Source organism: Paraburkholderia saeva (genome assembly GCF_907164555.1).
GTDB classification, from domain to species: Bacteria; Pseudomonadota; Gammaproteobacteria; order Burkholderiales; family Burkholderiaceae; genus Paraburkholderia; species Paraburkholderia saeva.
In genome coordinates, this window is sequence record NZ_CAJQZC010000016.1 from 54,911 (window position 1) to 78,328 (window position 23,418).

25 protein-coding genes are annotated in these 23,418 nt (G+C 63.6%); 9 read left to right on the forward strand and 16 right to left on the reverse strand.

Annotated elements, in window-relative coordinates; genetic code table 11:
* Nucleotides 1–18 precede the first annotated feature (18 nt).
* A complete protein-coding gene (locus LPA36_RS27775) occupies nucleotides 19–426 on the forward strand; it encodes an Hsp20/alpha crystallin family protein (protein WP_228883715.1) in 408 nt (135 codons plus the stop codon).
* 396 nt (nucleotides 427–822) lie between these two features.
* The gene (locus LPA36_RS27780) at nucleotides 823–1,386 is read left to right on the forward strand and encodes an Hsp20/alpha crystallin family protein (protein WP_228883716.1); all 564 of its coding nucleotides are present in this window, start codon (nucleotides 823–825) and stop codon (nucleotides 1,384–1,386) included.
* A gap of 80 nt (nucleotides 1,387–1,466) precedes the next feature.
* On the opposite strand, the gene LPA36_RS27785 is transcribed toward LPA36_RS27780, so the two are convergent.
* The gene (locus tag LPA36_RS27785; RefSeq protein ID WP_228883717.1) at nucleotides 1,467–1,772 is read right to left on the reverse strand and encodes a hypothetical protein; all 306 of its coding nucleotides are present in this window, start codon (nucleotides 1,770–1,772) and stop codon (nucleotides 1,467–1,469) included.
* Between the two features lie 232 nt (nucleotides 1,773–2,004).
* Between LPA36_RS27785 and LPA36_RS27790 the strand changes: the two genes are divergently transcribed.
* A complete protein-coding gene (locus LPA36_RS27790; protein WP_228883718.1) occupies nucleotides 2,005–3,171 on the forward strand; it encodes a GGDEF domain-containing protein in 1,167 nt (388 codons plus the stop codon).
* A 7-nt stretch (nucleotides 3,172–3,178) separates the two neighbouring features.
* Here LPA36_RS27790 and LPA36_RS27795 read toward each other — a convergent pair whose 3' ends face one another.
* Both LPA36_RS27795 and LPA36_RS27800 read right to left on the reverse strand, forming a co-directional pair.
* On the reverse strand, nucleotides 3,179–4,324 hold the full coding sequence (locus LPA36_RS27795) for a succinylglutamate desuccinylase/aspartoacylase family protein (RefSeq protein ID WP_228883719.1): 1,146 nt from the start codon (nucleotides 4,322–4,324) through the stop codon (nucleotides 3,179–3,181).
* Nucleotides 4,325–4,352: 28 nt separating this feature from the next.
* Nucleotides 4,353–5,123: a transporter substrate-binding domain-containing protein gene (locus LPA36_RS27800; protein WP_228883765.1), complete on the reverse strand. Its 771-nt coding sequence runs from the start codon at nucleotides 5,121–5,123 to the stop codon at nucleotides 4,353–4,355.
* A gap of 148 nt (nucleotides 5,124–5,271) precedes the next feature.
* Between LPA36_RS27800 and LPA36_RS27805 the strand changes: the two genes are divergently transcribed.
* Complete coding sequence (locus LPA36_RS27805) at nucleotides 5,272–6,228, forward strand: LysR substrate-binding domain-containing protein (RefSeq protein WP_228883720.1); 957 nt, start codon at nucleotides 5,272–5,274, stop codon at nucleotides 6,226–6,228.
* A 1-nt stretch (nucleotide 6,229) separates the two neighbouring features.
* On the opposite strand, the gene LPA36_RS27810 is transcribed toward LPA36_RS27805, so the two are convergent.
* The 6 genes from LPA36_RS27810 to LPA36_RS27835 all read right to left on the reverse strand — a co-directional run bounded on the left by LPA36_RS27810 (nucleotide 6,230) and on the right by LPA36_RS27835 (nucleotide 13,564).
* A complete protein-coding gene (locus LPA36_RS27810; protein WP_228883721.1) occupies nucleotides 6,230–7,480 on the reverse strand; it encodes an MFS transporter in 1,251 nt (416 codons plus the stop codon).
* Between the two features lie 94 nt (nucleotides 7,481–7,574).
* Nucleotides 7,575–8,507, reverse strand: a complete 933-nt coding sequence (locus LPA36_RS27815; protein WP_228883722.1) for a LysR substrate-binding domain-containing protein — start codon at nucleotides 8,505–8,507, stop codon at nucleotides 7,575–7,577.
* A gap of 175 nt (nucleotides 8,508–8,682) precedes the next feature.
* Nucleotides 8,683–10,269, reverse strand: coding sequence for an alpha/beta hydrolase family protein (locus LPA36_RS27820; RefSeq protein WP_228883723.1), 1,587 nt, complete (start codon nucleotides 10,267–10,269; stop codon nucleotides 8,683–8,685).
* A gap of 200 nt (nucleotides 10,270–10,469) precedes the next feature.
* Entirely contained in the window at nucleotides 10,470–11,588 is a 1,119-nt protein-coding gene (locus LPA36_RS27825; RefSeq protein WP_407674348.1) for a diguanylate cyclase, read from the reverse strand.
* A gap of 93 nt (nucleotides 11,589–11,681) precedes the next feature.
* Nucleotides 11,682–12,581 (reverse strand): YihY/virulence factor BrkB family protein, encoded by a 900-nt coding sequence (locus tag LPA36_RS27830; RefSeq protein ID WP_228883725.1) that lies wholly within the window; start codon nucleotides 12,579–12,581, stop codon nucleotides 11,682–11,684.
* Between the two features lie 113 nt (nucleotides 12,582–12,694).
* The gene (locus LPA36_RS27835) at nucleotides 12,695–13,564 is read right to left on the reverse strand and encodes a LysR family transcriptional regulator (RefSeq protein WP_228883726.1); all 870 of its coding nucleotides are present in this window, start codon (nucleotides 13,562–13,564) and stop codon (nucleotides 12,695–12,697) included.
* Between the two features lie 97 nt (nucleotides 13,565–13,661).
* Between LPA36_RS27835 and LPA36_RS27840 the strand changes: the two genes are divergently transcribed.
* Entirely contained in the window at nucleotides 13,662–14,648 is a 987-nt protein-coding gene (locus LPA36_RS27840) for a zinc-dependent alcohol dehydrogenase family protein (protein WP_228883727.1), read from the forward strand.
* Here the strand turns inward: LPA36_RS27840 and LPA36_RS29640 are convergent.
* The gene (locus tag LPA36_RS29640) at nucleotides 14,591–15,220 is read right to left on the reverse strand and encodes a [protein-PII] uridylyltransferase family protein (protein ID WP_407674353.1); all 630 of its coding nucleotides are present in this window, start codon (nucleotides 15,218–15,220) and stop codon (nucleotides 14,591–14,593) included. The genes LPA36_RS27840 and LPA36_RS29640 overlap by 58 nt on opposite strands.
* A 163-nt stretch (nucleotides 15,221–15,383) precedes the next feature.
* On the opposite strand from LPA36_RS29640, the gene LPA36_RS27850 reads away from it, so the two are divergent.
* The 4 genes from LPA36_RS27850 to LPA36_RS27865 all read left to right on the forward strand — a co-directional run bounded on the left by LPA36_RS27850 (nucleotide 15,384) and on the right by LPA36_RS27865 (nucleotide 19,317).
* A complete protein-coding gene (locus tag LPA36_RS27850; RefSeq protein WP_228883729.1) occupies nucleotides 15,384–16,556 on the forward strand; it encodes a 4-hydroxybenzoate 3-monooxygenase in 1,173 nt (390 codons plus the stop codon).
* Nucleotides 16,557–16,597: 41 nt separating this feature from the next.
* The gene (locus LPA36_RS27855) at nucleotides 16,598–17,431 is read left to right on the forward strand and encodes a sugar phosphate isomerase/epimerase family protein (protein ID WP_228883730.1); all 834 of its coding nucleotides are present in this window, start codon (nucleotides 16,598–16,600) and stop codon (nucleotides 17,429–17,431) included.
* Between the two features lie 290 nt (nucleotides 17,432–17,721).
* Nucleotides 17,722–18,336, forward strand: a complete 615-nt coding sequence (locus LPA36_RS27860; protein WP_228883731.1) for a hypothetical protein — start codon at nucleotides 17,722–17,724, stop codon at nucleotides 18,334–18,336.
* Between the two features lie 306 nt (nucleotides 18,337–18,642).
* On the forward strand, nucleotides 18,643–19,317 hold the full coding sequence (locus tag LPA36_RS27865; RefSeq protein ID WP_228883732.1) for a TetR/AcrR family transcriptional regulator: 675 nt from the start codon (nucleotides 18,643–18,645) through the stop codon (nucleotides 19,315–19,317).
* Nucleotides 19,318–19,372: 55 nt separating this feature from the next.
* Here LPA36_RS27865 and LPA36_RS27870 read toward each other — a convergent pair whose 3' ends face one another.
* The 6 genes from LPA36_RS27870 to LPA36_RS27890 form a co-directional block, all read right to left on the reverse strand.
* Nucleotides 19,373–20,095, reverse strand: a complete 723-nt coding sequence (locus LPA36_RS27870; protein ID WP_228883733.1) for a DUF899 family protein — start codon at nucleotides 20,093–20,095, stop codon at nucleotides 19,373–19,375.
* A 137-nt stretch (nucleotides 20,096–20,232) separates the two neighbouring features.
* Nucleotides 20,233–20,598 carry a hypothetical protein gene (locus LPA36_RS27875; protein WP_228883734.1) on the reverse strand — a complete coding sequence of 122 codons (366 nt, stop codon included), beginning with the start codon at nucleotides 20,596–20,598 and terminating at the stop codon, nucleotides 20,233–20,235.
* Between the two features lie 184 nt (nucleotides 20,599–20,782).
* The gene (locus tag LPA36_RS27880) at nucleotides 20,783–22,099 is read right to left on the reverse strand and encodes a HAMP domain-containing sensor histidine kinase (RefSeq protein WP_228883735.1); all 1,317 of its coding nucleotides are present in this window, start codon (nucleotides 22,097–22,099) and stop codon (nucleotides 20,783–20,785) included.
* Nucleotides 22,096–22,836, reverse strand: a complete 741-nt coding sequence (locus LPA36_RS27885) for a response regulator (protein ID WP_228883736.1) — start codon at nucleotides 22,834–22,836, stop codon at nucleotides 22,096–22,098. Before LPA36_RS27885 ends, LPA36_RS27880 begins: the two co-directional genes overlap by 4 nt.
* A gap of 8 nt (nucleotides 22,837–22,844) precedes the next feature.
* On the reverse strand, nucleotides 22,845–22,967 hold the full coding sequence (locus LPA36_RS29480; protein ID WP_267478612.1) for a hypothetical protein: 123 nt from the start codon (nucleotides 22,965–22,967) through the stop codon (nucleotides 22,845–22,847).
* Nucleotides 22,964–23,335: a GFA family protein gene (locus LPA36_RS27890; protein WP_228883737.1), complete on the reverse strand. Its 372-nt coding sequence runs from the start codon at nucleotides 23,333–23,335 to the stop codon at nucleotides 22,964–22,966. The genes LPA36_RS29480 and LPA36_RS27890 overlap by 4 nt, the downstream gene beginning before the upstream one ends.
* Between the last annotated feature and the right edge of the window lie 83 nt (nucleotides 23,336–23,418).

Below are 23,418 nucleotides of genomic sequence, written 5' to 3' on the forward strand. Positions count from 1 at the left end.
CCATTCAAGGAGCAAGCCATGAACGACAGGACACAGGTCGCTGAACGCGACCAGAAAGCGGTAGCACGACGCGAGGGTGACCAGCCGGCGCGGCGGGCGACGCTCGCACCCGCAGTCGACGTGTTCGAGGACAGCCAGGGCATCACGCTGTGGGCGGACCTGCCAGGCGTCACGAAGGACAAACTCGACGTGAAGGTGCACGACGGCAATCTTTATATCGAGGCCGAAGCAGTTGTGCCAACGCCCGCCGGTCTGCGGTTGCAGCACGCCGAGATCCGGGAACCGCATTTCGCGCGCGCGTTTTCGCTGAGCCCGGACTTCGACACATCGAAAATCGATGCAAACCTGCAGGACGGCGTGCTGAAGCTGACGATTCCGCGTCGCGACGAAGCACGCCCGCGCCGGATCGAGGTGCAGACGAACTGAGCCCGGCAGAGCCGCAACGACGACAGGAGACAAAACCGGTGGCGACCGCGAGGTCGCCACCGCCCGTTCGCGGAGGTGTGGATACAGAACGTCATGGAGGCAGGGTGATGCGGATAAACGATCAGCACATGGGCCGTGCCGGTGCGTCCAGTTCGCAAGCGGCCTGGCCCTCGCGGATGGTGGATATATCGGCCTGGTCACGAGCGGGTGCGATGCCCGTCTGTTTACCGATTGGCATCTGTCGCGTCACGCCCGGGCGGCAGGCGCAGCGCGACGCCCCGCCGCACGCCGTCAGTCTGACTGCAGACGGTGTGTCCAGGGAAGTCGGCAGAAACGTCGCAGTGTGAACGCAAGATGCACATCCGGTTCTCCTGTTAGACCATCGAGGAGCATACGATGAACACCGACCTGAAAAAGTGGAACCCTTTCAAATTTCTCCGCGGTTCAGGACGCAAGCCCGAGGCGGACAGTGCGCAAAGGCCGGCCGACAGCGAACCGTCACGTGTTCCGTGGTCCGACATTGCGCGACTTTTCCCCCGTGATTCGTGGCGTGCGATGGAGGAATTCTTTCATGATCCGTTCGCGGCGCGCGGCGCGCTCGAACGATGGTTTGGCGACTTCAGTTCATCGCGTTTCCAGCCGCGCATCGACGTGGTTGACGAGGGAAAGATACTGCGTGTGACCGTCGAACTGCCAGGCATGGAGCGGGAGGACTTGACCGTTAGCGTCGAGGACGGAGCGTTGGTATTGCGTGGCGAAAAGAAGCAGGATGTGCACAGTGAGGAGGACGGCTGCTATCGGCTCGAGCGCGCATATGGAGCCTTCATGCGCACAATCCCGATGCCGGAAAATGCCGATCCCGACCACGCTCTCGCAAAGTTTGACAAGGGCGTCCTGACGTTGACGGTGCCGAAACAGGAGCAGCAGCGATCCACGAGCCGCACGATCGATATTGGCTAACGTTGGCCGGCGACCTGGCGATTGCGGGCTGAATCAATGGGAGTAGCCCGGGTGGTTAGCGCAGCTGGAAACTACGCATCTCAAAATGCGCGCCGGCCGCCGGTTCGCCAGGCGTGGCATCCGGCCAGAAGATCGGTCAGGTCGCGAATCGTGTCGTCCAGTTCAACGATGTTCTGCAAACTTGCCACGAGAGCATCGCCTTCTTGCCGGCTAGATTGAGAGCCGTGAAATTGCCACGTGCCATCCTCGTCGTCAATCCAGTCGCGTCCGCAAAGGACACCCTTGCTTGCGATAGCTGCGGCGTTTGGTGGGAGCGTGTACGAGGTGCGCGGCCTGCACACTGCGTTTGTATACATATGTTGCCAATAAAAAATAAAACGCAACATATGTTAAATATCGGGTTGCTCCAGTCGAACCCGGGGCGAAGCGCGAAAACGCCGCCCGGGCAAGGCGAAAGGAATTTGATACGGTGCGGGAAACCTTGGCCGTGTCGTAGACTGTCGGTCAACCGGGTGGAAGAGGGCTGTGGCGTCGGGGAAATTGCGCCGCAGCATGGAGCGAAATGCCCGGATAATTCAGACTGGTTTTCAGGTTCAGACTCACATTCAGGTCGAGACGATGTTGAATCCGGTAGCGATTCTTGGCGTGACGGTGCTGTCGGGCGTGATGGCGATGGCTGTGCTCGGCTCACTGCTGAGCGCAGGAATTCCTGGCGTGGGATGCTGGGTGGTCGCGAATGCGCTCTCCGTCGTGGCGCTGATCTTGTTTGCCTTGCAGGGCCACGCGCCCGCGCTGTTTTCAATCCTCGCGGCGAACGTGCTGCTGGCGGCAACCGTGCTGACCGGTCTCGAAGGATTTCGCCGGTTCTTTGGCCATACCGGATTTCCTGCAGCCGGTCTCGCCGGTCTCGTCGCGGTGGGCGCGGGCATTGCGTACTGGACCTGGGTGACGCTGGATTTCAACGCGCGCGTGGCGCTCGTTTCGGCCTTTCATGCGGGTATCGATGCGTCGGTTGCCGTCATCGTGTTGCGTGAGCGGTCGCGTGTTCGCGCGAAATACAGCTGCAACTTCGTCGCGGTGGCGGCAGCGCTCTTTGCGATGGGCCACGCGGCGCGCGGCATGACCTATGGGCTCGGGCTGCTGTCGCAGACAACGCTGCTGCAGGTGTCCGCGATCAATGTCGCGTTTCTGGCGCTCGGCATTCTCGCGTTGCCGACGATGTCGATCGGCATGGTGATGCTGGCTCACGACCAGCTGGCTGAGCGTCTGCGCAAGCTGGCGAGCGTCGACGATCTCACGGGCGCGTTCGCCCGCCGCGAATTTCTGACGCGGGCGGACGCGCTCCTCAGGAGCGCGGAGCGCACGGGTACGCCTCTGACGCTCGCGGCCATCGATATCGATCATTTCAAGTCGATCAACGACCAGCACGGCCACGCAGCGGGCGACAGGGTGCTGATGCACTTCGCCGCGCTCGTGATGGAAGACGTCCGGACCGGCGATGTGTTCGGACGGCTCGGCGGCGAGGAATTTGGCGTGGTTTGCCCAGCGACGACCGCCACGGAAGCCGTCGTCCTCCTGAACCGCTTGCGCGCCCGGCTGGCGGCGTCAGGGTACCGGCTGGGCTCGGGCGCGGTGCTGCACTATACGTTTAGCGTGGGCGTCGACCAGTATCGCGCCGGCGAACCGCTCCCTGCGCTGATGGCGCGTGCCGACGCCGCGCTGTATCTGGCGAAGGCATCGGGTCGCAACCGCGTCGTCGAGGCGGCTCAGGTGGCGGACACGTAAGCCCGCACTATGCCCCGAGCAGCACACCCGTGCGCACTGCGCGCGTACCGGTCACGCGCCCGAGCGGCGCGCCCGCGGTCACGAAGCGGATCGCACGACGCATATAGAAGACGCCGTCCGTATTGCTCCTGATCGTGGTCGTTTCATCGGTCAGCGGATCGACGATGTCGAAGAGTGCATCGCCCGCCCGGATCGTGTCGCCAATCTTCGCGCGATGCACGAGGATGCCGCTAACCGGTGCGTAAAACTGCTCGCTGCCCGCAAGCGGCGTGGCCGGCATGCGCAGTGGCGGCAATCCTTTGGGCTCGCCGCGAATCGCGCCGCGCGACACGAGGTAATCGACAATTGCATCGGCGTCCTGCTGCGCGATTTCATATGACACATCGCGCTGGCCACGGCATTCCACTGTGACCGCCAGCGTGCCGTCTGGCACCGGTTTGCTCGCCGGCATCTGTTGTTGTAGATGCCACCAGATGAGGCTGTGCGCTTCGTCGAACGCCTGGGCGCCGGAGTTGGTTGCGAGCAGCGACGCTTCGGCGCCGAGATAGCGGGCAAGCGGTTCGATCGAAGGCCACGCGGCTTCCGTGGTGTACACGTGCATCACGGCTTCGAGCGAGCAATGCAGATCGATGACGAGATCGGCATCGAACGAATGCTTGAAGAGCGCGAGTTGCAGCGATTCGAATTCCGTCAGCGGCTTTTGCTGCGCCAGTTCTTCGCGCAGCAGATCGCGGATGATGTCGCGATTGCGGTTTGCATCGGCGCCAAGCAGATCCCTGGCGCGTTCAGCGAGCGTTGGAAACTGCATGAAATGGCGGTTGAAGTTCCTGCCGCTCGCAAGATCGAAGCGGCCGACGAACTGCCCCACCACGTATTGACCGAGACCCACCGGATTCGCGACGGGCACGAGCACGATTTCGGCGGCGAGCGCGCCGCGCGCTTCGAGTTCGAGCAATCGCCGTTTGAGCAGAACCGCCGTGAGCATCGCGGGCGTTTCGTCCGCGTGCAGCGAAGACTGGATGTAGATCTTCTGGCTAGCCGAAGAACCGGATTGTGCCGAAGTCGACGCCGAACCCGGCGCAAAGTGAAAACTCACCAGCTCGCGTTGCGTGCCGACGGCGGGTGAAAGAAGGGACGTGGTCTGCTTGTGCATGCGTGTTCCGGTCAGGAAAAGACGGCGCTCAATCGCCGTACGGGTCGAAGTCGAAATAACGGCGAGCGATCTGCGCGTACGTGCCGTCCTTGCGCATCGATGCGATCGCGCCATCCACCGCGGCCTTCAGCGCTGTGTCATCCTTGCGCATGCCGATGCCTACGCCGTGGTCACCCATCGAAAGCGGCTCGCCGATGAACGCGAAGCCCTTGCCCGCGGGTGTACGCAGAAATCCGAAATCGGCTTCGACGGAGCCGAGCAGCGCGGCGTCGAGCCGGCCATTGACCAGATCCTGAAACACTTCATCCTGGCTCTTGTAGGCCGTCACACGCACGCCTTGCGTCGCCCAGTGCGCGAGCGCGTAAGTCTCGAACTGCGTGCCCGACTGCACGCCGATCTGCTTGCCCGCAAGGCTCACTGGCGTGCCGTTGAACGGCGCACCCTGACGCGCGATGAGACGCGACCTGAACTGGAAGAGCTTCGACGAAAACGCGATCTGCTGCGAGCGTTTTTCGGTGATCGCCATCGAAGAAAGGATCGCGTCGATCTTGCGCGCCTGCAGCGCGGGAATCATGCCGGAGAACTCCAGTTCGACCCACTGGCAGTGCGCGTGGATACGCCGGCAGATTTCGTTGCCGAGATCGACGTCGAAGCCCTTGACGCTGCCGTCGGGCGCCTTGGCGTCCATCGGCGGATAGCTCGGGTCGATGCCGAGGCGGATCGAATCGATGTCGCGTGCGTGCGCGCCACTGACGAGCGTCAGCGCGGCAACGAAAAGCGCGAGGGAGGTTTTCTTCATGGCGACCTTGCTGTTGTTCACGGTGAGCCACGACAGGCATTTCATGGCTCCTGAGGGGCGTGAACGCATCGTATGACGCGCGGGTGAATCACAAAAGGCCACTTCGGACTATCATGATCACTTTATGTGATCACGGAACTCCCAGGCAATGGCGCTGACACTGTCCCAGCTACGTGTGTTTTCCGCGGTGGCGCAGCACGGCAGCATCCGGGCGGCCTCGCGCGCGCTGGGGATTGCGCAGAGCGGCGTGACGCACCAGGTGCAGAATCTCGAAATGATGCTCGGCGCGACGCTCTTCACGCGGACCAATCGCGGGATTGCGCTGACGGCGCTCGGGCAGCGACTGCTGCAGCGCGCCGCAACGATACTCGGCGAATGCGAGCGCGCCGAGCAGGAGATGCAGCAGTTGAGCGGCGATTACAGCGGCGAAGTGTCGTTCGGCATGTCCACCGAACCGCTGATCGATGCGCTTGCGCCCGTGCTCGCCGAATATTACGCGCGTTTCGACAAGGTTGCATTGCGTCTGCGAACCGGCACCTCGCGCATGATGATTTCGCGCATTCGCGAAGGCACGCTCGACTTCGCCGTCGCACTTGTTTCGAAGCAGAGCGACACGTCCGATCTTTCCGTCACGACGCTCTATCCGTCCGATCCGGTGATCGTCTGCCGGCGCGGTCATCCGAAAGCGTCGGCGACTTCGCTGGCGGAACTCGCGGACTGCACGTGGGTGGCGACGCCTTCGCCGGGCCAGGCGGGCGATGCGCCGTCGAACCGGCTCGCCGATCTGTTCATCGCACGCGGCCTTAAGCCGCCGAAGGTCATCGCGACGGTTGAGGGCCTGTTCGAGGCGCTGCATCTCGTCACGCAGACCGACTGCCTTTCGCTGGAACCCGCGATCCTGACGCAGCGCGGGCTGTTCGCACACGCGCTTGTCACGATTCCGGTTCGCGAACGCGCGACGCCGCAGGACGTTTGCCTGCTGCAGCGCGCATCGATGCCGCTGACGCCGGCGGCGCAGCAACTCGCGACGATGCTCGTGTCGTACGCGCGCACGCTGCATGCGTCGGGCGAGCCTGGTACGTCGGAAGGTTTGTCGTTCGCGTGATTTACGCGCGGGCCGCGCCGGGCAATCCGGCAGAACGGTCCACGACGGTGTCGTCGATCGGAAAATGCAGCAGCGCGGCGAAGAGACCCGCGATCGCCGTCGCGCCCCAGATCAGCGAATACGAACCCGTCATATCGAAGACGAAGCCGCCAAGCCACGCGCCGAGAAACGAGCCGAGTTGATGGCTGAGAAAGCAGATCCCGAAGAGCGTCCCGAGATGACGCGTGCCGAACACCTTCGCGACGAGCCCACTCGTAAGCGGCACCGTGCCGAGCCACGTGAGACCCATGACGGCGGCAAAGACGGCAACCGAGGCGGTCGTCTTCGGCAGAAGAAAGAACACTGCAATCGCTACGCCCCGGATCAGATAAAGCCACCCGAGCACGTACTGCTGCCGGAAGCGTCCGCCAAGCCAGCCGCACGCCCAGCTGCCGACCATGTTGAAGAGCCCGATCAGCGCCAGCGCGGTCGCGCCTGCACCGACCGGCATGTGGCAGAGAAACAGATATCCAGGCAGATGCGTGGCGATAAACGCGAGCTGGAAGCCGCAGGTAAAGAAGCCGATGGTGAGCAGTCGGTAACCACGATGCCGGCACGCCTCCTTGACGACCGTCCGCAACGAGGTCGTGGCCGCTCCCGATAACGGCACGGCACCTGCATTGCGCCGGTCGAGCAGAAACCCGAGCGGCGCGGCCACCAGCAGCACGAACGCAAGCACGAGCAGCGATGTCGCAATCCCCGACGACTGCCGGACGCTTTGCGCGAGGGGAACCATCAGCACCTGCCCGAGCGAGCCGCCGGCGCTCGCGATTCCCATTGCCACACTGCGCGATTCCGCCGTCGCCGACCGGCCGACGGCCGTGAGCACCACGCCAAAGCTTGTGCAACTGATGCCGATGCCGACGAGCACGCCCATCCCCACCACGAGGAGGGCGGGCGAGGTCGTGAGCGCGGCCAGCGCGAGACCCGCCGCGAACGCCACGGCGCCGAATGCGACCACGCGCGTGCAGCCGTAGCGGTCTGCCGCCGCGCCCGCGAAAGGCTGCGCGACACCCCACACGAGGTTATGCAGCGCGATGGCGAACGCGATGAGCGTGACGGGCACGCCGCGATCGAACGAAAACGGCCCGATAAAAAGGCCGAAGGTTTGCCGCACACCCATCGCGGCGCTCAGGATCAGCGCGGCCGCGACGATCACGAGCGTGGTCTGCGTTTTCAGGGATGCGGCGTTGCTGCGAAATACGGTCGACATCGTTCAGTCCTCCTCGCGCCAATACTGGCAGCGGGCGGCCGACGCATCAAAGGAAAAGATTTCGCCGACACATGAGCCGCGCTCACCTGTCGCGTCACGTGGCGTGCGACGTCCGACCCGGCGTGCAGAGGTTGTCTTCCACCGTTGCGGCTTCTTCGAGGAGCCACGCCCTGAACGCGAAAAGATCGGCGCGCTGGTCTGTGGCCTTTGTGCTCACGAGCCAGTAGGCGGTACCCGCGACGATCACGTCCTTGCTGATCTCGACGAGCGCGCCCGAAGCCAGCTCGCGGTCGACCAGCGGCCGTCTGCCGATCGCGACGCCCATGTCCATCGCGGCCGCTTCATACGCGAGCTGGACGGTATCGAAGCGCAGGCCACCCGACGCGTCGATGCCCTCCGTGTGCGTGCCGTCGAGCCATGCCTGCCAGTCCTCGCTGGCGGAGTCGACGTGAAGGAGCGTCGCGCGTCGCAGATCGATGTTGCCGTCGCCGTCGATGAGCCGTGTACGGTACGTCTCGCTGCACACGGGCACGAGCTGCTCGCCGAAGAGGCGATGCCACGTCGCGCCCGTCGCGGGTTTGCGGCTGAGCCGGATCGCGAAGTCGAAACCATCGCCCGGAAAATTGACGAGGCGTCGCGACGTATCGACGGCCACGTTTGCGTTGGGCCAGCGGCTGCGAAACGCGTGCAGTCGCGGCAGGAGCCAGCGCGATGCGAGCGTGGGTGCGCAGCTCACGGCAATCGTGCGGGGCGTGCGCGCGTCGGGCAGGCGCGCGGTGCCGGTTGCGATCAGCGCAAACGCCTGGGCGATGTAGGGCAGATAGTCGGCCCCTTCAGGTGTGAGCGACAGCCGGCGTGGCTCGCGCACGAAGAGTGCAACGCCGAGCGCTTCTTCGAGACCGACGATCGCGTGGCTGACCGCGCCCGGCGTCACATTGAGCTCGGCCGCCGCGAGCTTGAAACTCTGATGCCGCGCGGCGGTTTCGAAAAACCGGAGCGACGAAAGCGGGGGAAGACGAAGCGGCATTGCATCTCCATCGAGGCGGGATTGAGGCGCGGTGGCGCGCGCATCGCGAACTGACACGACGGGGTGGAGTTTACCGCCGTACATGCCTGCGGCATACGCGGGAGCACCTCTGACTATGCCTCAGATCGACGGGAGACGTGCACGACGCAGCGGGCTCTTCCTCGTTAAAGGCAGTTCAGAACTGCGCGAAGAATGCGCGGGCAGCGACCGTGCAGAACGATGCGACCAGCGAACCGTGATACGCCTGAAGCACGGCCGTTGCGCCGCCATCGGTCGCACCGGCTGCCACGGCCTGCGAGGCGACGATTGCTTTCGCGAGCGCGAAACCCTGCTTGATCGGCGTGTAGACATCACCCGGGCCGGCTATCGGCGAGTCGACATCAAGCACCGTCACGAGTGCCGCGGGCACGTTGGCGTTCGACCAGTAAGCCTGCTCGATGCGCGCGTTGAAGAAGAACACCGTGGGATCCGCCTGGCCTCCGCAAAGCTGGACCGGCACGTGCGGCTGCCAGTTTCGCAGATCGTTTCGTTTGAACGCCTGACGCAACGGTTCTTCGGGCGATGCGGCAGGCAGCATTGCCGTTGTCGCGTTCGGGAACGCGCCATCAGGATGGATCGCGGCATCTTCCAGAACGCGCAGTCGATACGCATTGCGCACGAGGTTGCCCGGCCCGAACCCCGCGGCGAAGAGGCCAGTCAGCACAGGCGGCGCGAGCGGCGGTGCCAGCGGTGGCGTCATCGCATCGAACTGTGAAGCGGGCGACGTGCTGCTGAAGAGGTGCGTAGGCGGCAATTTGCCCGTCGTGAAGAGCGTGTTGAGCGGCTTCACATTCGGCAGCAGGTTCTCGATGCCCGGCGCGTAGTTCGCCTCGTAGAACTCGGATGGCCTGCGATAGATGTTGCCGTAAGCGCGCTGGTAGCTCGTGACGACGAGCGTCGTGAAGAGCGTGGAGCCGAGATTCACTTCGCCTTCGATGAGCGCATCCGCGGTGGCGGCCATCGCGTACGGACCGGAACCTGTCGATGCCGCCGTCACGCGCATGCCCGCAGCCTGCATCGCGCGATGCGTCGCCATCGCGACGTAGCCGCCCTGCGAGTAGCCAGACAGAAAGACCTTGCCGTTTTCGCGCGTCGTCCTGCCCGCCGCCGACGTCGCGAGCACGGTGCGTGCCGCGCGCAGCGAGTCGATCATGTCGGCTGCCTGCTGGTCGCCGTTCAGGTATGGGTGATAGGAGAGCGTCGAGCCTGCGTAGCCCGCGTAATTGCTCGCGACGACGATATAGCCCTGGGCCGCGTACATCGCGGCAATCGCGAGGCCTTCGCCCGCGCCGTCGCCATTGCCGGGATCGGTCTGCGTGATGTCGGCGATGTTGTAGTTACGATACGCCGTGGTGCCGTGCGCGTACATCATGAGCGGGCGCGGTCCGCTACAGGCCGGACTGCCGCCAGGGATCATCAGCGCGGCGCTCGCGATGGTGGGCTCACCTGCGCCGCCAACCGTCAGATAGCGAAGGTAGACCATATCCACGTTACAGACGGGCGTGCCCGCGAGTGCCGCAAGCTGCTGACCGGACGCGTTCGAGGCAAGGAGCGATGAAAACGCTGGCGCGCTCAGGCGCAACGTGGTGTGCTGTTCGACAAGCTGCCCACGGAATACGCAACTGAGCCCGCTACATGCCGGGCCTGCCTGAACATGAATACTGGCGCCGAGCGCCAAAGCGCTCACCAGTGCCAGACTTGCGTTGCGCATTGTCGTCGGCATTCCGGTCCCCGTCTTGTTGGTATTCCTTATCGCCTCAGGAGTATAGGAAACGGACAGACGGTAAGCCAGAAGCCGCGGTCAACGATTGAAGGCGGAAATCGGTCGGGGAGATACGGAAGCGCCTCGCTGACAACGGGCTTTCGGGCGAAGGCTGAAGCGCCGGAGTGATGGATCGACCCGCTGGCGCGCGGTCACCGCGCCTACAACGACAGGCGGCTGTCGGCGCGCGCCATGGATTCCTGTGCGCCGGGCTTCGACATGAAGGTGCCGCGTTCGCCCGCCATGACCACGCAGTCGCGGCCTTTTGCTTTTGCGGCGTACAGGCAACGGTCGGTTTCCATCATCCACGCGGTGAAGTCGGTCATGTCGGGCCGGTAACACGTGAGGCCCGCGCTCGCCGTGCAGCGCAGCGCGCGATCGGGGTTGCCGGTGCGCATGCGCAGGTCGAGCAGCAGCAGCTCGACCATCGGGTGCGCATCGACGAGCTTCAGTCCCGGCAGGATCACGGCGAATTCCTCGCCGCCATAGCGTCCGACGATGTCGCCGGGCCGCAGTGTCATCTGCAGGAAGTGCGCGAAGCTGCGCAGCGCGGCGTCGCCGGCAGCGTGGCCTTCAGTGTCGTTGACGCGCTTGAAGTGATCGAGATCGAGCAGCAGCAGGCAGCACGGCGCGCCATCCGTGCGGCAGCGTTCGAATTCGACGGCGAGGAGGTCTTCCCAGTGGCGGCGATTCCACAGACCCGTCAGCCCGTCGGTGCGGCTCAGGCGCTCCGATTCGCGCGCGTGCAGCGCGAGCTTCTGTGACATACGGTAGGTCGCCCAGCCGAGCGCAAGCGGATACAGCACGAGAAACGGCATGCATGCGATGAGTGTCGGCATCTGCGATTGCATCTCGAACGTGACGCCGAGTGTCGCTGCGCCGATTGCAAAACCGGCGAGATGCGCGACGAGGCCGCGCAGAAAAAGCCGCATGCCCCCGGCAGCGATGTTGTCCATGCTGAGCATCGCGAGAATCAGCACGCACGGCAGCAGATTGAAACGCATCGCGACGACCCACAAGCCGCCGAACATGGAATCGACCATCAGGTTGCAGCGTTCGCCTTGATATGGGACTTGCCAGGCAAGTGCCGCGCGATACGCGAGATGCGGCCAGACAAAACCGTGGAAGACGAGGAGCGCCCACAGCCAGGGGCTCGCGTGCAGCAGGTAAAACACAGACGCAACGCAGAAAAAGCCGATGCCAAGGCCGATTACGCGCAGGCGATATATGCGCCCCGCGAAACGCTTCCCTTTGCCTGCATATCGATTCGTGCTCAACACTGTTCCCGATGTGGGCGGTAGGTTGGGTGTCGCCCGAACGTGGCGCACGTCGATGATTGTATCTGATGCAAGCTTTGTCGGGCGACGATGTTGCTATGTCCGGAACGGCTTTGCTTCGGGCGGCGAAACGGGTGCGCCGAAGCGCTCGTATTCGGCGATCACCTGTGCGCCGAACAGCAGCAGCGTGGCCAGCATCTCGAGGCTGAAGAGCACGACGATCGCGCTCGTCAGCGAACCATAGACGACGCTCACCTGCGAGAGTGTGGCGAAGTACCAGACGAGGACGCGCCGCGTGATTTCCCAGAGCAGCGCCGCTGTGACCGCGCCAATGAGCGCGTGCCTGAGTGTCGGCCGGCCGACCGGCATCACGAGATAGATCGACGTCAGCACGAAAATCTCGCCCGCGAGGCCGAGCAGATAAAGGATCACGCGCGACACGCCTTGCAGCGAAACCGCCTCGCCGCCGATCTGGATATGGTCGGCACCCATCGCCTGCAGGCCGCTGGAGACGAACGTGACGATCAGGAGTCCGACACCGAGGAACAGGATATAGCTGTAAGGCAGGAGTGCCGACCAGAGGAAATGCCGTCGCCGGATGACGACCCGGTGCACGAAGATCACCGACATCGCATTTTCCAGCACGGTGAAGGCAAGCGAGCTGAAGAAAATCATCGTGACGACGAGAAACCAGCCGACGACCGTGCGGTGCACAAGAAAATTCGACAGCTCGCGGACCACGTTGTGCGCCTGTCCCGGCACCAGCCATTCGAGGAGACGCGCTACGGTATCGAGCAACATCTGGCGCTCGAACACGTGTGAGAGCGCGATCACGATCAGAATGAAGAGCGGCACGATGGAAAGCAGCGCGTAGTACGCCACGGCGCCCGCGAGCAGCATGCCCTGATTGGCGCGAAAAGCCTTGAGCGTCTGCCAGACGAACGCAAGCGGATGGCGCGCGATGTGTCTGACGGGATGGCCGGTAGCGTGCTGCATGGCGGCGCGGTGCCTTTTCGGGTGAACGGATTCTCGCTGTCAGGCGTGCAAGGAACGGGCCCGCGCCGTGCCGTGCCGCACGACGACGTCTCCGTGTTATCGCTACCTGCGCCTTAAACGTTTGCGAGATTCCCGACGGTCATGTCGACGAGCGCGCGAAGCCGCGCCACACGGCGCAGATCGCGGTGATAGCCGAACCACACGTCGCGCCCCGGTGGCGCTTCGCCCAGATCGATACGCGCGAGGCCCGGCGTGGTGTCGCCGAGCGGGCACGGCAGCACGGCGAATCCGCCACCTTCCGCGCACATACGCGCCTGCGCGCCCCGGTTATTGCTGCCGAACGCGATCGTCGCGTTCGGCAGCATGCGTTTCATCCACACGACGTCGGGCAGCGCGTCGAACGCGCTGTCCATGCTGATGAGCGCATGACCTGTGCCATCGCCGGCGGCGGGCGGCACGAGATCGCCGCGCCCATATAACGCGTAGTCCATGTGCATCAGCTTGCGCTGGACGACGTCGGGTTCGTCGAACGGCGTGATGCGAAACGCGAGATCGGCTTCCCGCCGGGCAAGGTTGTAGGGACGCGAGTCCGTCACAAGCTCCAGCGACACGCCCGGGTGCCGCGCCAGAAACCGCGCGAACACGGGCGTCAGCACGTGAACCCCGAACCAGTCGGACGACGCGATCCGCAGCGGCCCCGTCAGGCGGGCGTCACTGCCGGCCAGTGCGCGCGTGAAGCCGAGTGCTTCTTCTTCCATGCGCTCGGCGTAGGCGAGGACGGCCGCGCCTTCGTCGGTCAGCACGAAACCGTCGCGGGTGCGCTGAAACAGCATGTGGCCGAGCGTCGTTTCGAGCGCGCGCAGCCGCCGGCCCATGGTCGGCTGGGTCTGCCCCACCTGCCTCGCGGCGGCGCCGAGCGTGCCGGTTCGCGCAATCGCGAGGAAGATACGTACGTCACTCCATTCCGGATAAGGTCCAGTCATTTCTGTATGGCAGACGTGCAGAATCGTTGATTTACATGCGGTAAGGCATGAACGAGTATGGAGACATCTTCTTTGTCCTTCAACAGGAAAAAACATCATGTCCATGCAGGCGCTCGTACTCAATCGTTACAACGGTCCGCTCGAAATGACGACGCTTTCGCGCCCCGAACCCGCGCGCGGCCAGGTGCTCGTGCGCATCGCGGCGAGCGGCCTGAACCCGCTCGACACGAAAATCCGTGCGGGCAGCGCCGCGCACGCGAAACATCCGTTGCCGCTGGTGTTGGGCATCGACCTGGCCGGCACGGTGGAAGCCGTGGGCGAAGGTGTGAGCGCATTCAAGGCGGGTGATGAGGTGTACGGCATGACGGGCGGCGTGGGCGGCATCCAGGGATCGCTCGCGCAGTACGCGGCGGTCGATGCCGACCTGCTCGCGCTCAAACCGGCCACACTGACGATGTGCGAAGCGGCCGCGTTGCCGCTCGTGTTCATTACCGCGTATTCGGGCATCGTCGACCGTGCGCGCGTTCAGGCGGGTCAGACGGTATTGGTGCAGGGCGGCGCGGGCGGCGTCGGGCACGTTTCCGTGCAACTCGCGGCGGCGCTCGGCGCGAAGGTCTATGCGACTGCGAGTTCGCGTGACCTCGATCTGGTGGCGCGTCTCGGCGCCACGCCGATCGACTATCGCGAGCAGACGGTCGAGCAATACGTCGCGACGCACACGCAGGGCGCGGGTTTCGATGTGGTGGCCGATAACGTCGGCGGCGCGACGCTCGATGCGTCGTTTGCAGCGGTCAGGCATTTTGGGCACGTGGTGAGCGCGCTCGGCTGGGGCACGCATGCACTCGCGCCGCTCTCATTCCGTGAAGCGAGCTATTCGGGCGTGTTCACGTTGTATCCGCTGCTGAGCGGCCAGAATCGCGCGCATCACGGAGCGATGCTGCGCGAAGCCACGCGTCTCGTGGAAGCAGGCAAACTCACGCCGCGACTCGATCCGCGCCGCTTCGACATGGCCTCGGCGGAACGTGCCTACGAAGCCATCACGGGCGGTACGGCGCGCGGCAAGATCGTGGTCGATATCGCATGACGACTCCCGGGCTGCGGCGGGCGAAATGGGGAGACGCCACGTTGCACCTTGTGCGCGCATTTCCGGCTGCACGTGTACATTGCAATTGCCTTCCGTAGCGCTAACAGGAAGGCAGGGGAAGGCACCAACCGGGATGTCCCTGCTGCAGGGTTTCCCGGTGTCATCTTTATCGAACGATTGTTCCTGGCGCGGAGGCCAACATGACGATGTCCTGCACGAAAAGCGTGACGCTCCTCTTTGTACTGGCAGCACTGGGTTCCGGATTCGCCGCTCCGGCGATGGCCCAGAGCGCGAGCGATGCGGCCGCAACGATGGCTGCTCCGTCCGCCGCGCAGACGAAGGCGGAAAAGAAGGCTGCGAAGCAGCAGGCGCGCGCGAACAAGAGCGCGGAGCTGAAGGCGCTGGAGGATGCCGGCTACAACCCGTCGCGGCGCGACCCGAACTATCCGGACGATCTGCAGAAGGCGCAGAACAAGGTCAACGCCCAAAAGGCCGCAGGTCAATAAGTCTGGCGATGGTGTTGCGGGCGTGTCGCTACAACGCCCGCGGCGCAATCGCGTCAATCGCAACATGACGGGGGAAGTCGCACGCAAGCAAGCGCCTTGCAGGACGAGAGCCTGATCACATCGGCGTCTATCTCAAAATCGGATAGTGCTTATCCCTGATATCGCGTTGCGCGATACGGGTTGCGTTCGTCACACTGGGTGCAAATCAATACCCATTCAGGAGACAGACATGCGCACTCAGGTTGGCATCATCGGTGCCGGGCCAGCAGGCCTCCTTCTTTCCCATCTTCTTCATCTTCGCGGCATCGAGTCGGTTGTGTTCGAAACACGCAGCCGCGAGCAGATCGAATCGACGATTCGCGCTGGCGTGCTCGAACAGGGCACCATGGACCTGCTCGTCGAATCCGGCGTGGGGGCGCGCATGCAGGCGGAAGGCGCGCTGCATCACGGCTTCGAACTCGCGTTCGAAGGCAAACACCGGCGCATCGATCTTACCGGGCTGACCGGACATTCGATCACGGTCTACGCGCAGCACGAAGTCATCAAGGATCTCGTCGCGGCGCGCGTGGCAGCGGGTGGCGAGTTGCGCTTCAATGTGTCCGATACCTCGTTGCACGATCTCGATACCGCGACCCCGTCGATCCGCTATCGCCACAACGGCGAACCGTGCGAGCTGCAGTGCGATTTCGTGATCGGTTGCGATGGCTCGCAGGGCGTATCGCGTGCGGCGATTCCGCAGGCCTTGCGTCAGGACTATGAACGCGTCTATCCGTTCGGCTGGTTCGGCATTCTGTGCGAAGGCAAGCCTTCTTCGGATGAGTTGATCTACGCGCGCCACGAACGCGGCTTTGCACTCGTGAGTACGCGCTCGGCCAACGTGCAGCGGATGTACTTCCAGTGCGATCCAAAGGACTCGGTCGACAACTGGTCGGATGACCGTATCTGGGCCGAACTGCACGCCCGGGTCGATTCGGATGACGGCCGGAAAGTGGTGGACGGAAAGATCTTCCAGAAGAACATCGTCGGCATGCGCAGCTTCGTATCGACAACGATGCAGTACGGCCGGCTTTTTCTGGCGGGCGACGCCGCGCACATCGTGCCGCCGACCGGGGCGAAGGGCATGAACCTCGCCGTCGCCGACGTGCGGGTGTTGACTGACGCGCTGCGCGCATACTACGACGAGGATCGCAACGACCTGCTCGCGAGCTATAGCGAGACTGCGTTAAAGCGTATCTGGCGCGCCGAACATTTCTCGTACTGGATGACGCGCATGATGCACCGTCTCGACGATGCTTCGCCGTTCGAGCAGCGTCTGCAGGTTGCAGAACTGGAATACGTCACCACGTCGCGCGTCGCGGCGACTGCGATGGCGGAAAACTATGTCGGTGTTGCGCCGGTGTAATCGCAGCGGCGCGTTCCGTCATGCGACTGGAGAGAGGCGACATGACTCGACATGCGCCGCGCGCGCTTTCACTGGCCGCGCTGACCGTGCTTGAACTCAACCCGCCTGCGATGGTGGAATGCGCTTACGCAGCCGGCTACGACTTCGTTGGGCTGAGGCTGATACCGGCAACGGACCACGAGGTGCGGCACGCGATTCTCGGCGATACACCGCTCAGGCGCGAAACGCTCGCACGCCTGAAAGACACGGGCATACGCGTGCTCGACGCGGAGATTCTCCGGCTGAGGCCCGATACGGATGTCCTGGCCTGCAAGCCGATGCTCGACACAGCAGCGGAACTGGGTGCGCGCTACGTGCTGGTCGCGGGCAACGATCCCGATGAAACGCGCACCGCCGAGCGTTTCGCGCAACTGTGCGATCTTGCGTTGCCGCTCGGCCTCGCGCCATCGATCGAACCGATGCCGTGGACCGACGTAAAAAACATCACCCAGGGCGCGCGCATATTGAAAGCGGCGGCACGTCCCAACGCGGGTCTGATTGTCGATCCGATTCACTTCGACCGCGCCGCTTCATCGACGGATGAACTGCGCGCGTTGCCGCGTGAATACTTCGGCTATCTGCAGTTCTGCGACGCGCCCGCCAAACGTCCTGCGGACCTCGACACGCTGCTGTATCAGGCGCGCTGCGAACGCATGGTGCCGGGCGAGGGCGGCATCGATCTCGCGGGCATTCTGCGTGCGCTGCCCGATCACCTTCCCGTCAGCATCGAGGTGCCCACGGCACACTGGGCGAAGACGACGCCAGCCGTCGAACGTGCTCGCAGACTTCGCGAGGCGACGCAGGGTGTCATCGAGCGGGCGTGCACATCACACTGATGTGCGTTCGTCGCGTCGCGGCCAGCATCTCGCATACGGGGTGCACGAGAGCCGCCGCACGTGAACGCGGCCAGTCAGGCTTCTGTAAGCGCGACGTTATTTTTTAAGCGACGGAATAATTCGCGACGCCACGACGTTTGCCAGGCAGGTGTATCGGGTTGACGCTTCCCGATACCGTTCCCGCGCGCCAACGCACCGGAATGTATGGGACTGCCCGTCGTGTAGCCCGACGATCGCACGCGACATGCACGCCAGGCAGGCGCGCGCCTTCATATTTTTCGGAGACGTCCATGTCTATCCGCATGAAACTCGGTGTCACGCTTGTGACGCTATCTTTTGCCGGCGCCGCATTTGCACAGGCACCGGCTGTCAAACCCTCGCGCATTCGCGGCGAAATCGTCTCGGTCGATGGCGACGTGATGAAAGTTCATCGCCGCAGCGGCGATACGGTCTCGATTGATGTCAAGCCCGACGTCGGCGTCAACGCCGTGAAGGCGATGCAGCTCTCCGATATCAAGCCTGGCTCGTATGTGGGGACCGCTGCAACGACCGGCACAGATGGAAAGCTGACCGCCACCGAAGTTGTGGTGTTTCCCGAGTCCGCGCGCGGTACAGGCGAAGGACACTACGCGTGGGACCTGAGCCCCAACAGTTCGATGACGAATGCGAACGTCGACACGGTTGTCGAAGGCACAAGCGGTCGCGATCTGAAGCTTTCGTACAAGGGCGGCACAAACGTCGTGACCGTGCCCGCCAACGTACCCGTGGTTACGTTTACGCCGGCAACCCGTACCGATCTGATGCCGGGTAAAAAGGTCTTCGTCGTGGCGACACCTGCGTCGCAGGGCACGTTCGTCGCCCAGCGTGTGGTCGTCGAAAAGAACGGCGTTGCGCCGCCGATGTAACCAGCCGGTCGTCATCGCATTGCTGGACGGGCTTTATACGCAGCCCGGCCAGCGCCCTATTTCAAGGCAGGTTCACGTCCCCGGGCGCGCCGGTGAGGCCTGCGTGCGGCCGTTCGACTGTTTCTGGCGGAACTTCAATATTGTCTTGAAAGGGGAAACCGAAATCGGGAAAATGGTTTCTTGCCTGCCGGCTGATCGATTATCGGCGCGCCACCGCGCGGGACGATCCGCTTTCCGGCGCTGACCCTGACCTTGATTACGCGCGCTCCACAGGCCGCACACTGCATGACAACCCGAGCGCCACGTGTGAAGAATCGAGCGGACGCCGCGCACGCGCCGGCAGGCCAGCCCGCGTTCGCGCTGCCTCACGTCGATTTCGATGAAGATACGTCAGGACGCATCCTGGCGGCCGCGCGTGAAATCCTGCTGCGCGACGGCTACAGCGGACTCACGATGGACGGACTCGTCGCCGCGCTCGGCATGAGCAAGAAAACGCTCTACGTCCACTTTTCGTCGAAGGACGCGATGGTAAAGGCGATACTCGCCGCGACCGGCGCGACCGTGCTGCGAGAAGTCGGCGAGATTCTCCAGCGTCCGGGTGGATTCGTGGAAAAACTCGATGGCGTGCTGCGTGTCGTCGCCGCGCACATCGGTTCAATCGGCTCCCACGTGCTTGCAGATCTGCAACGCTGCGCGCCGCATCTCTACGACGAGATCGATGCGATCAAGGTGCGCAACATTCCGTTGAGCCTCACCCGGGTACTGGATCTGGGCGTGGAGCAGGGCATGGTGCGCGCGGATATCGATACGGGTTTTCTCATCGAGTACTGGCTGCTCGTCGCGAGAGGCCTGCACGATCCCGCGATGCTGGCGCGCACGCAACTGACGCACGAAGAAGCGTTCAGCAAGGCGCTCGACCTGTTTTTTGCGGGAGCGCTGACCCCTTCCGGCCGCACGCGCGTCAAGGCCCGCGGCGGGTAGCCGCAGGCTGCGCTGCGCCGAGCGGACGCATACGCCCGTCTCTTCGCAGAAGCCCTTATTTCACGGCATATTCCAGTTTCGGGTACCAGTCGGCGCCACGACCTCCCGGCGTCATGTCGAGAATCGTCCACAGGGGCATGGGATCTGGCGCGCCGCGCGGATCGTCGCCAGGGTCGGCCGTGAGTGGTCCCATTTCGTCGCCCCAGAAGTGGCGCACGGTGTCGCCGGAACGGAAAAATACGTTGAACGCGGGATTGTCGTCGCCTTCGGGGTCTTCGTCGGCGTAATCGCGATTGAAGGTGTTGCCGCCGGACGAATACAGACGCAGATGCCGCCAGCCCCGTTCCTTTTTAAACGCGGTGAGGCGCTCAAGCGGCGATCTGGCGATCACAGCGAACGCCACGCGTTGCAGGATGTCGGCCATTTCTCCGTCCAGCGCAGTGAGCAACGACGTGCACATAGGGCAGGGCCGGGACCGCTTCGGGCCGAACATCCAGTTGTAGGTGACGAGCGTGTCGTGCTCGCCGAACATCTGGCGCAGCGTCGTGGGTCCGTACTCGCCTTCGAAGCGATAATTCTCCGGCACGTCGCCACCGGGTGGCAGCGCGCGCCGCCGGGCGGCCACGCGCTCGATATGGCGTCGCAACTCGATTTCTTCCGCGAGCAGCGCGTTGCGTGCTCTCCTGTAAAGCGCGCTTTCGCCGGGAAACCGGCGCGTCGATTGCGCCAGATCCACGGCTGGCTTTAACGTCCTTGCAGAATCCGCTGTTGAAGTCATGAGCGATCCCCTCGTCGGTTAAGGAAATGGGGGCGCGAGGCAGCGGATCGTACCGCTCGCCTCCGTCACCGCCTTCTTTCACGACGAACGGGACATCAGGAATTCGACAACAGATGATCCGGTCCGGTAAAAACGGGTTAATCCGCGATCCGTTTGTCTGCGAGCGCGCGCTGGCAGTCGGCAAGCACGTTGCGGACCAGTCGGGACTGGAAATCGAGGTCGTCGGTATTGAGGATTTCCTCGACGGCGTCGCGTGCCCAGTCGGCGTCGACAAAAGATGCGTGCTGCCGGGCAATATCGACGGCGAGTGCCGACAGTCGGGCGATGCTGAGCCAGTCGGCGGTACGCATGTGCCGGTCGAGCCACTTGTGCGCCGCCTGGACCTGGAAAGACGGCTCGGGCCACGCCTCGTTGAGATACCACGCGCCGAGATTTCCGCAGGCAAGCCAGCAGAGCAACTCGACGCGGTCGCGTGGGCTTAACTGGTGTCGTACATCACTCATGGCGACGCTCGCGGATCTGAATACGGCTCGCGGGTACGCGAACCCTTACCAAAACAATAACACGGCGTAATCCAGTTATGGAGACGCTTTTCCATCCTGTCGTCGGGGTAAACACGCTTTTTGAATGTGTGCTTGCCGACGTTGTGGAGCGTGTTCGACCGGGCCCTCCAGCGCGCTTGCAGCGTTATTGTCGCGGCAGCGTCAGACGCGCCTCAAGACCTCCGCCTGCGCGATTTTGAAGCGAGAGGATGGCGTTCATCGCGAGCGCCAGTTGACGCGCGATGGCAAGACCGAGACCCGTCCCGCCGGAATCGCGGTTGCGCGAAGCCTCGACCCGATAGAACGGTTGAAAGACTGCTTCGATTTCATCGTCGGGTATGCCCGGCCCGCGATCCAGAACCGAAATCGTGACTTCGTCCGGGCGGGACGCGTCGATCACGATGTCGCTTGCGCCCGAATATTTCAGCGCGTTGTCGACGAGATTGCCAAGGATGCGGTGCAGTGCCTGCGGCCGGGCGAGCAGCGATGTGCCGATCCGGCCTTGCAGCGTCACAGTCTGGCCGGCATCCAGATAGTCGGACACCATGCTTTCGAGCAGCGCGTCGGGATCGATGCGGCGCGGCGCTTCCGCGGCGCCATGCAAGGTCCGCGCATAGGTGACGCCTTCGCGCACGAGCGCTTCCATCTCTTTCAGGTCCTGCTGGAATTTGCCCTGTTGCTCGGTGTCGTCCATCAGGTCGGCGCGCAGACGCATGCGGGTAATCGGCGTCTGCAGGTCGTGCGAGATCGCGGCCAGTATCTGGATCCGCTCGGTCATGTAGGTCGAAATACGGTCCTGCATTGCGTTAAAGGCCTTGGCCGCGTGCGCGACTTCGGTCGGGCCGCCTTCGGCGAGGCGCGTCGTTTTCATATCGGGCCCAAGCGTGTCTGCCGCCTGCGCCAGGTCCTTGAGCGGCCGCGTTGCGATGCGCACGGCGAGCCACGTGCACACGCCGAGCGCAATCCATTGGCCCAGCATCGACAAGGGCAACCAGGGCGAAACGGGTATCGCGGGTTGTGGCCGGATGTCGATCGTCAGCGGTGAACCGTCGCTTAAGCGCAGATGCATCTGCAGATGCTCCTGACGGTCGGGCACGGCGTTGACCGTCAACGGATAGCGCTGTTCCAGGCCTCGCGTGATCGCCGCGGCGACGTTCGTGGCCCGCCCGTCTGTGGGCGGCGGTCCGCTGACGCCTGGCCCCAGGATAAAGCTATAGGAGCGGCGCGCAAGCTGCGCCAGCCACTGCGCACGTTCACTGGCAGGCAGGTGATCCAGGAAGGCGACGGAAATGGAGACCTCATGATCGACGTATCCCGTCATCATCGTGGAGAACGCGTCGTCGCGTTCGTAAAGCGTCAGCGAAAACGACAGCGCCTGCGCAACCAGCAGGCCAAGAAAAAGGATCAGGGTCAGCTGCGCAAAAAGGGAGCGCGGCCACCGCGTCCAGCGTGCAGACATCATTCGGTGGACCCCTGCGTGGTCACCGCCACCGACAGCACGTAGCCTTCGCTGCGCAATGTCTTGATGTAGCGCGGTTCACGGGCGCCGTCGCCAAGACGTTGACGCAGCCGGCTGACGAGCAGGTCGATCGAGCGATCGAACGGATCGGGGCGGCGCCCCTGCGTGAGGTTGAGCAACTGGTCGCGCGTGAGCACTCTTTGCGGATGATCGAGGAACACGCGCAGCAGGCGATATTCGCCGCCGCTTAGCGCGACCATCGTGCCGTTCGCATCGAGCAGATGGCGCGCCGTGGTATCCAGCCGCCATTCTCCGAAGTGCAGGAACTGCGCCGACTCGCCAGCCTGCATGTTGGGCGGCAACATACGCGCGCGCCGCAATACGGCCCGCACGCGGGCCAGAAGCTCACGCGCGGCGAACGGCTTGACGAGGTAATCGTCGGCGCCCATCTCGAGACCTACGATGCGGTCGGCTTCTTCGCCGAGCGCGGTCAGCATCAGGACAGGCACCGTACGGAACGGTCCCGCGCGCAGTTCGCGGCAGATCACGAGACCGTCTTCGCCCGGCAACATCAGGTCGAGCACGATGAGATCAGGTGTTTCCTCTTCGAGCAGCGCACGCATCTGCCGGCCACTGGATGCAAGTGATGCACGCAGGCCATTCTTTGTCAGATAGCTGCCGAGCAGCTCGCGGATCTCGCGGTCGTCGTCGACGATCAGAATATGGTCGGGCTTTTCCATTGTCTGGATCAGTAGGTCCGGCGTTTTTCAGTCGGACGGCTGGTGTGGATCAGTGAGCAGCTAAAGGGCGTGCTTAATTCGAACCCGATGCCGCCCGTCAGAAACACGAGCATGGCGACGATACGTTTCATGCGGCCTCCACAACGGAGAGACTCGCTCCGTCGCCAACGGACGATTCGAGCGCGTACACATCGACGCCCTCGATGCAGCCCAGATTCACTCTCCACAGCGTGGGGTTCGTGCGCGTTTGATGAAACGTGTAGATGCCGCAGTGTTTGCAGAAGTAATGCTTCGCCACTTTCGTGTTGAACTGATAGAGCGTCAGCGCTTCCTTGCCGCTGGTGATTTCGAGCGCGTCCGCGGCGAACGAAGGCGACATCAGCGCACCCTTGCGGCGACACAGGCTGCAGTTGCATCGCATGGCCGGCGTCACCGGTGTCTGCACTTCGAATTTCACCGTGCCGCAATGACACGATCCCTTGAGCTTTTCAGATGACATAAGGCGCTCCTCGACGTTTGGAGTCTGCTTTATAGCCGGAAAAACGGCGATGTTTGTATCGCAATGTATCTGTGGTTGAACAC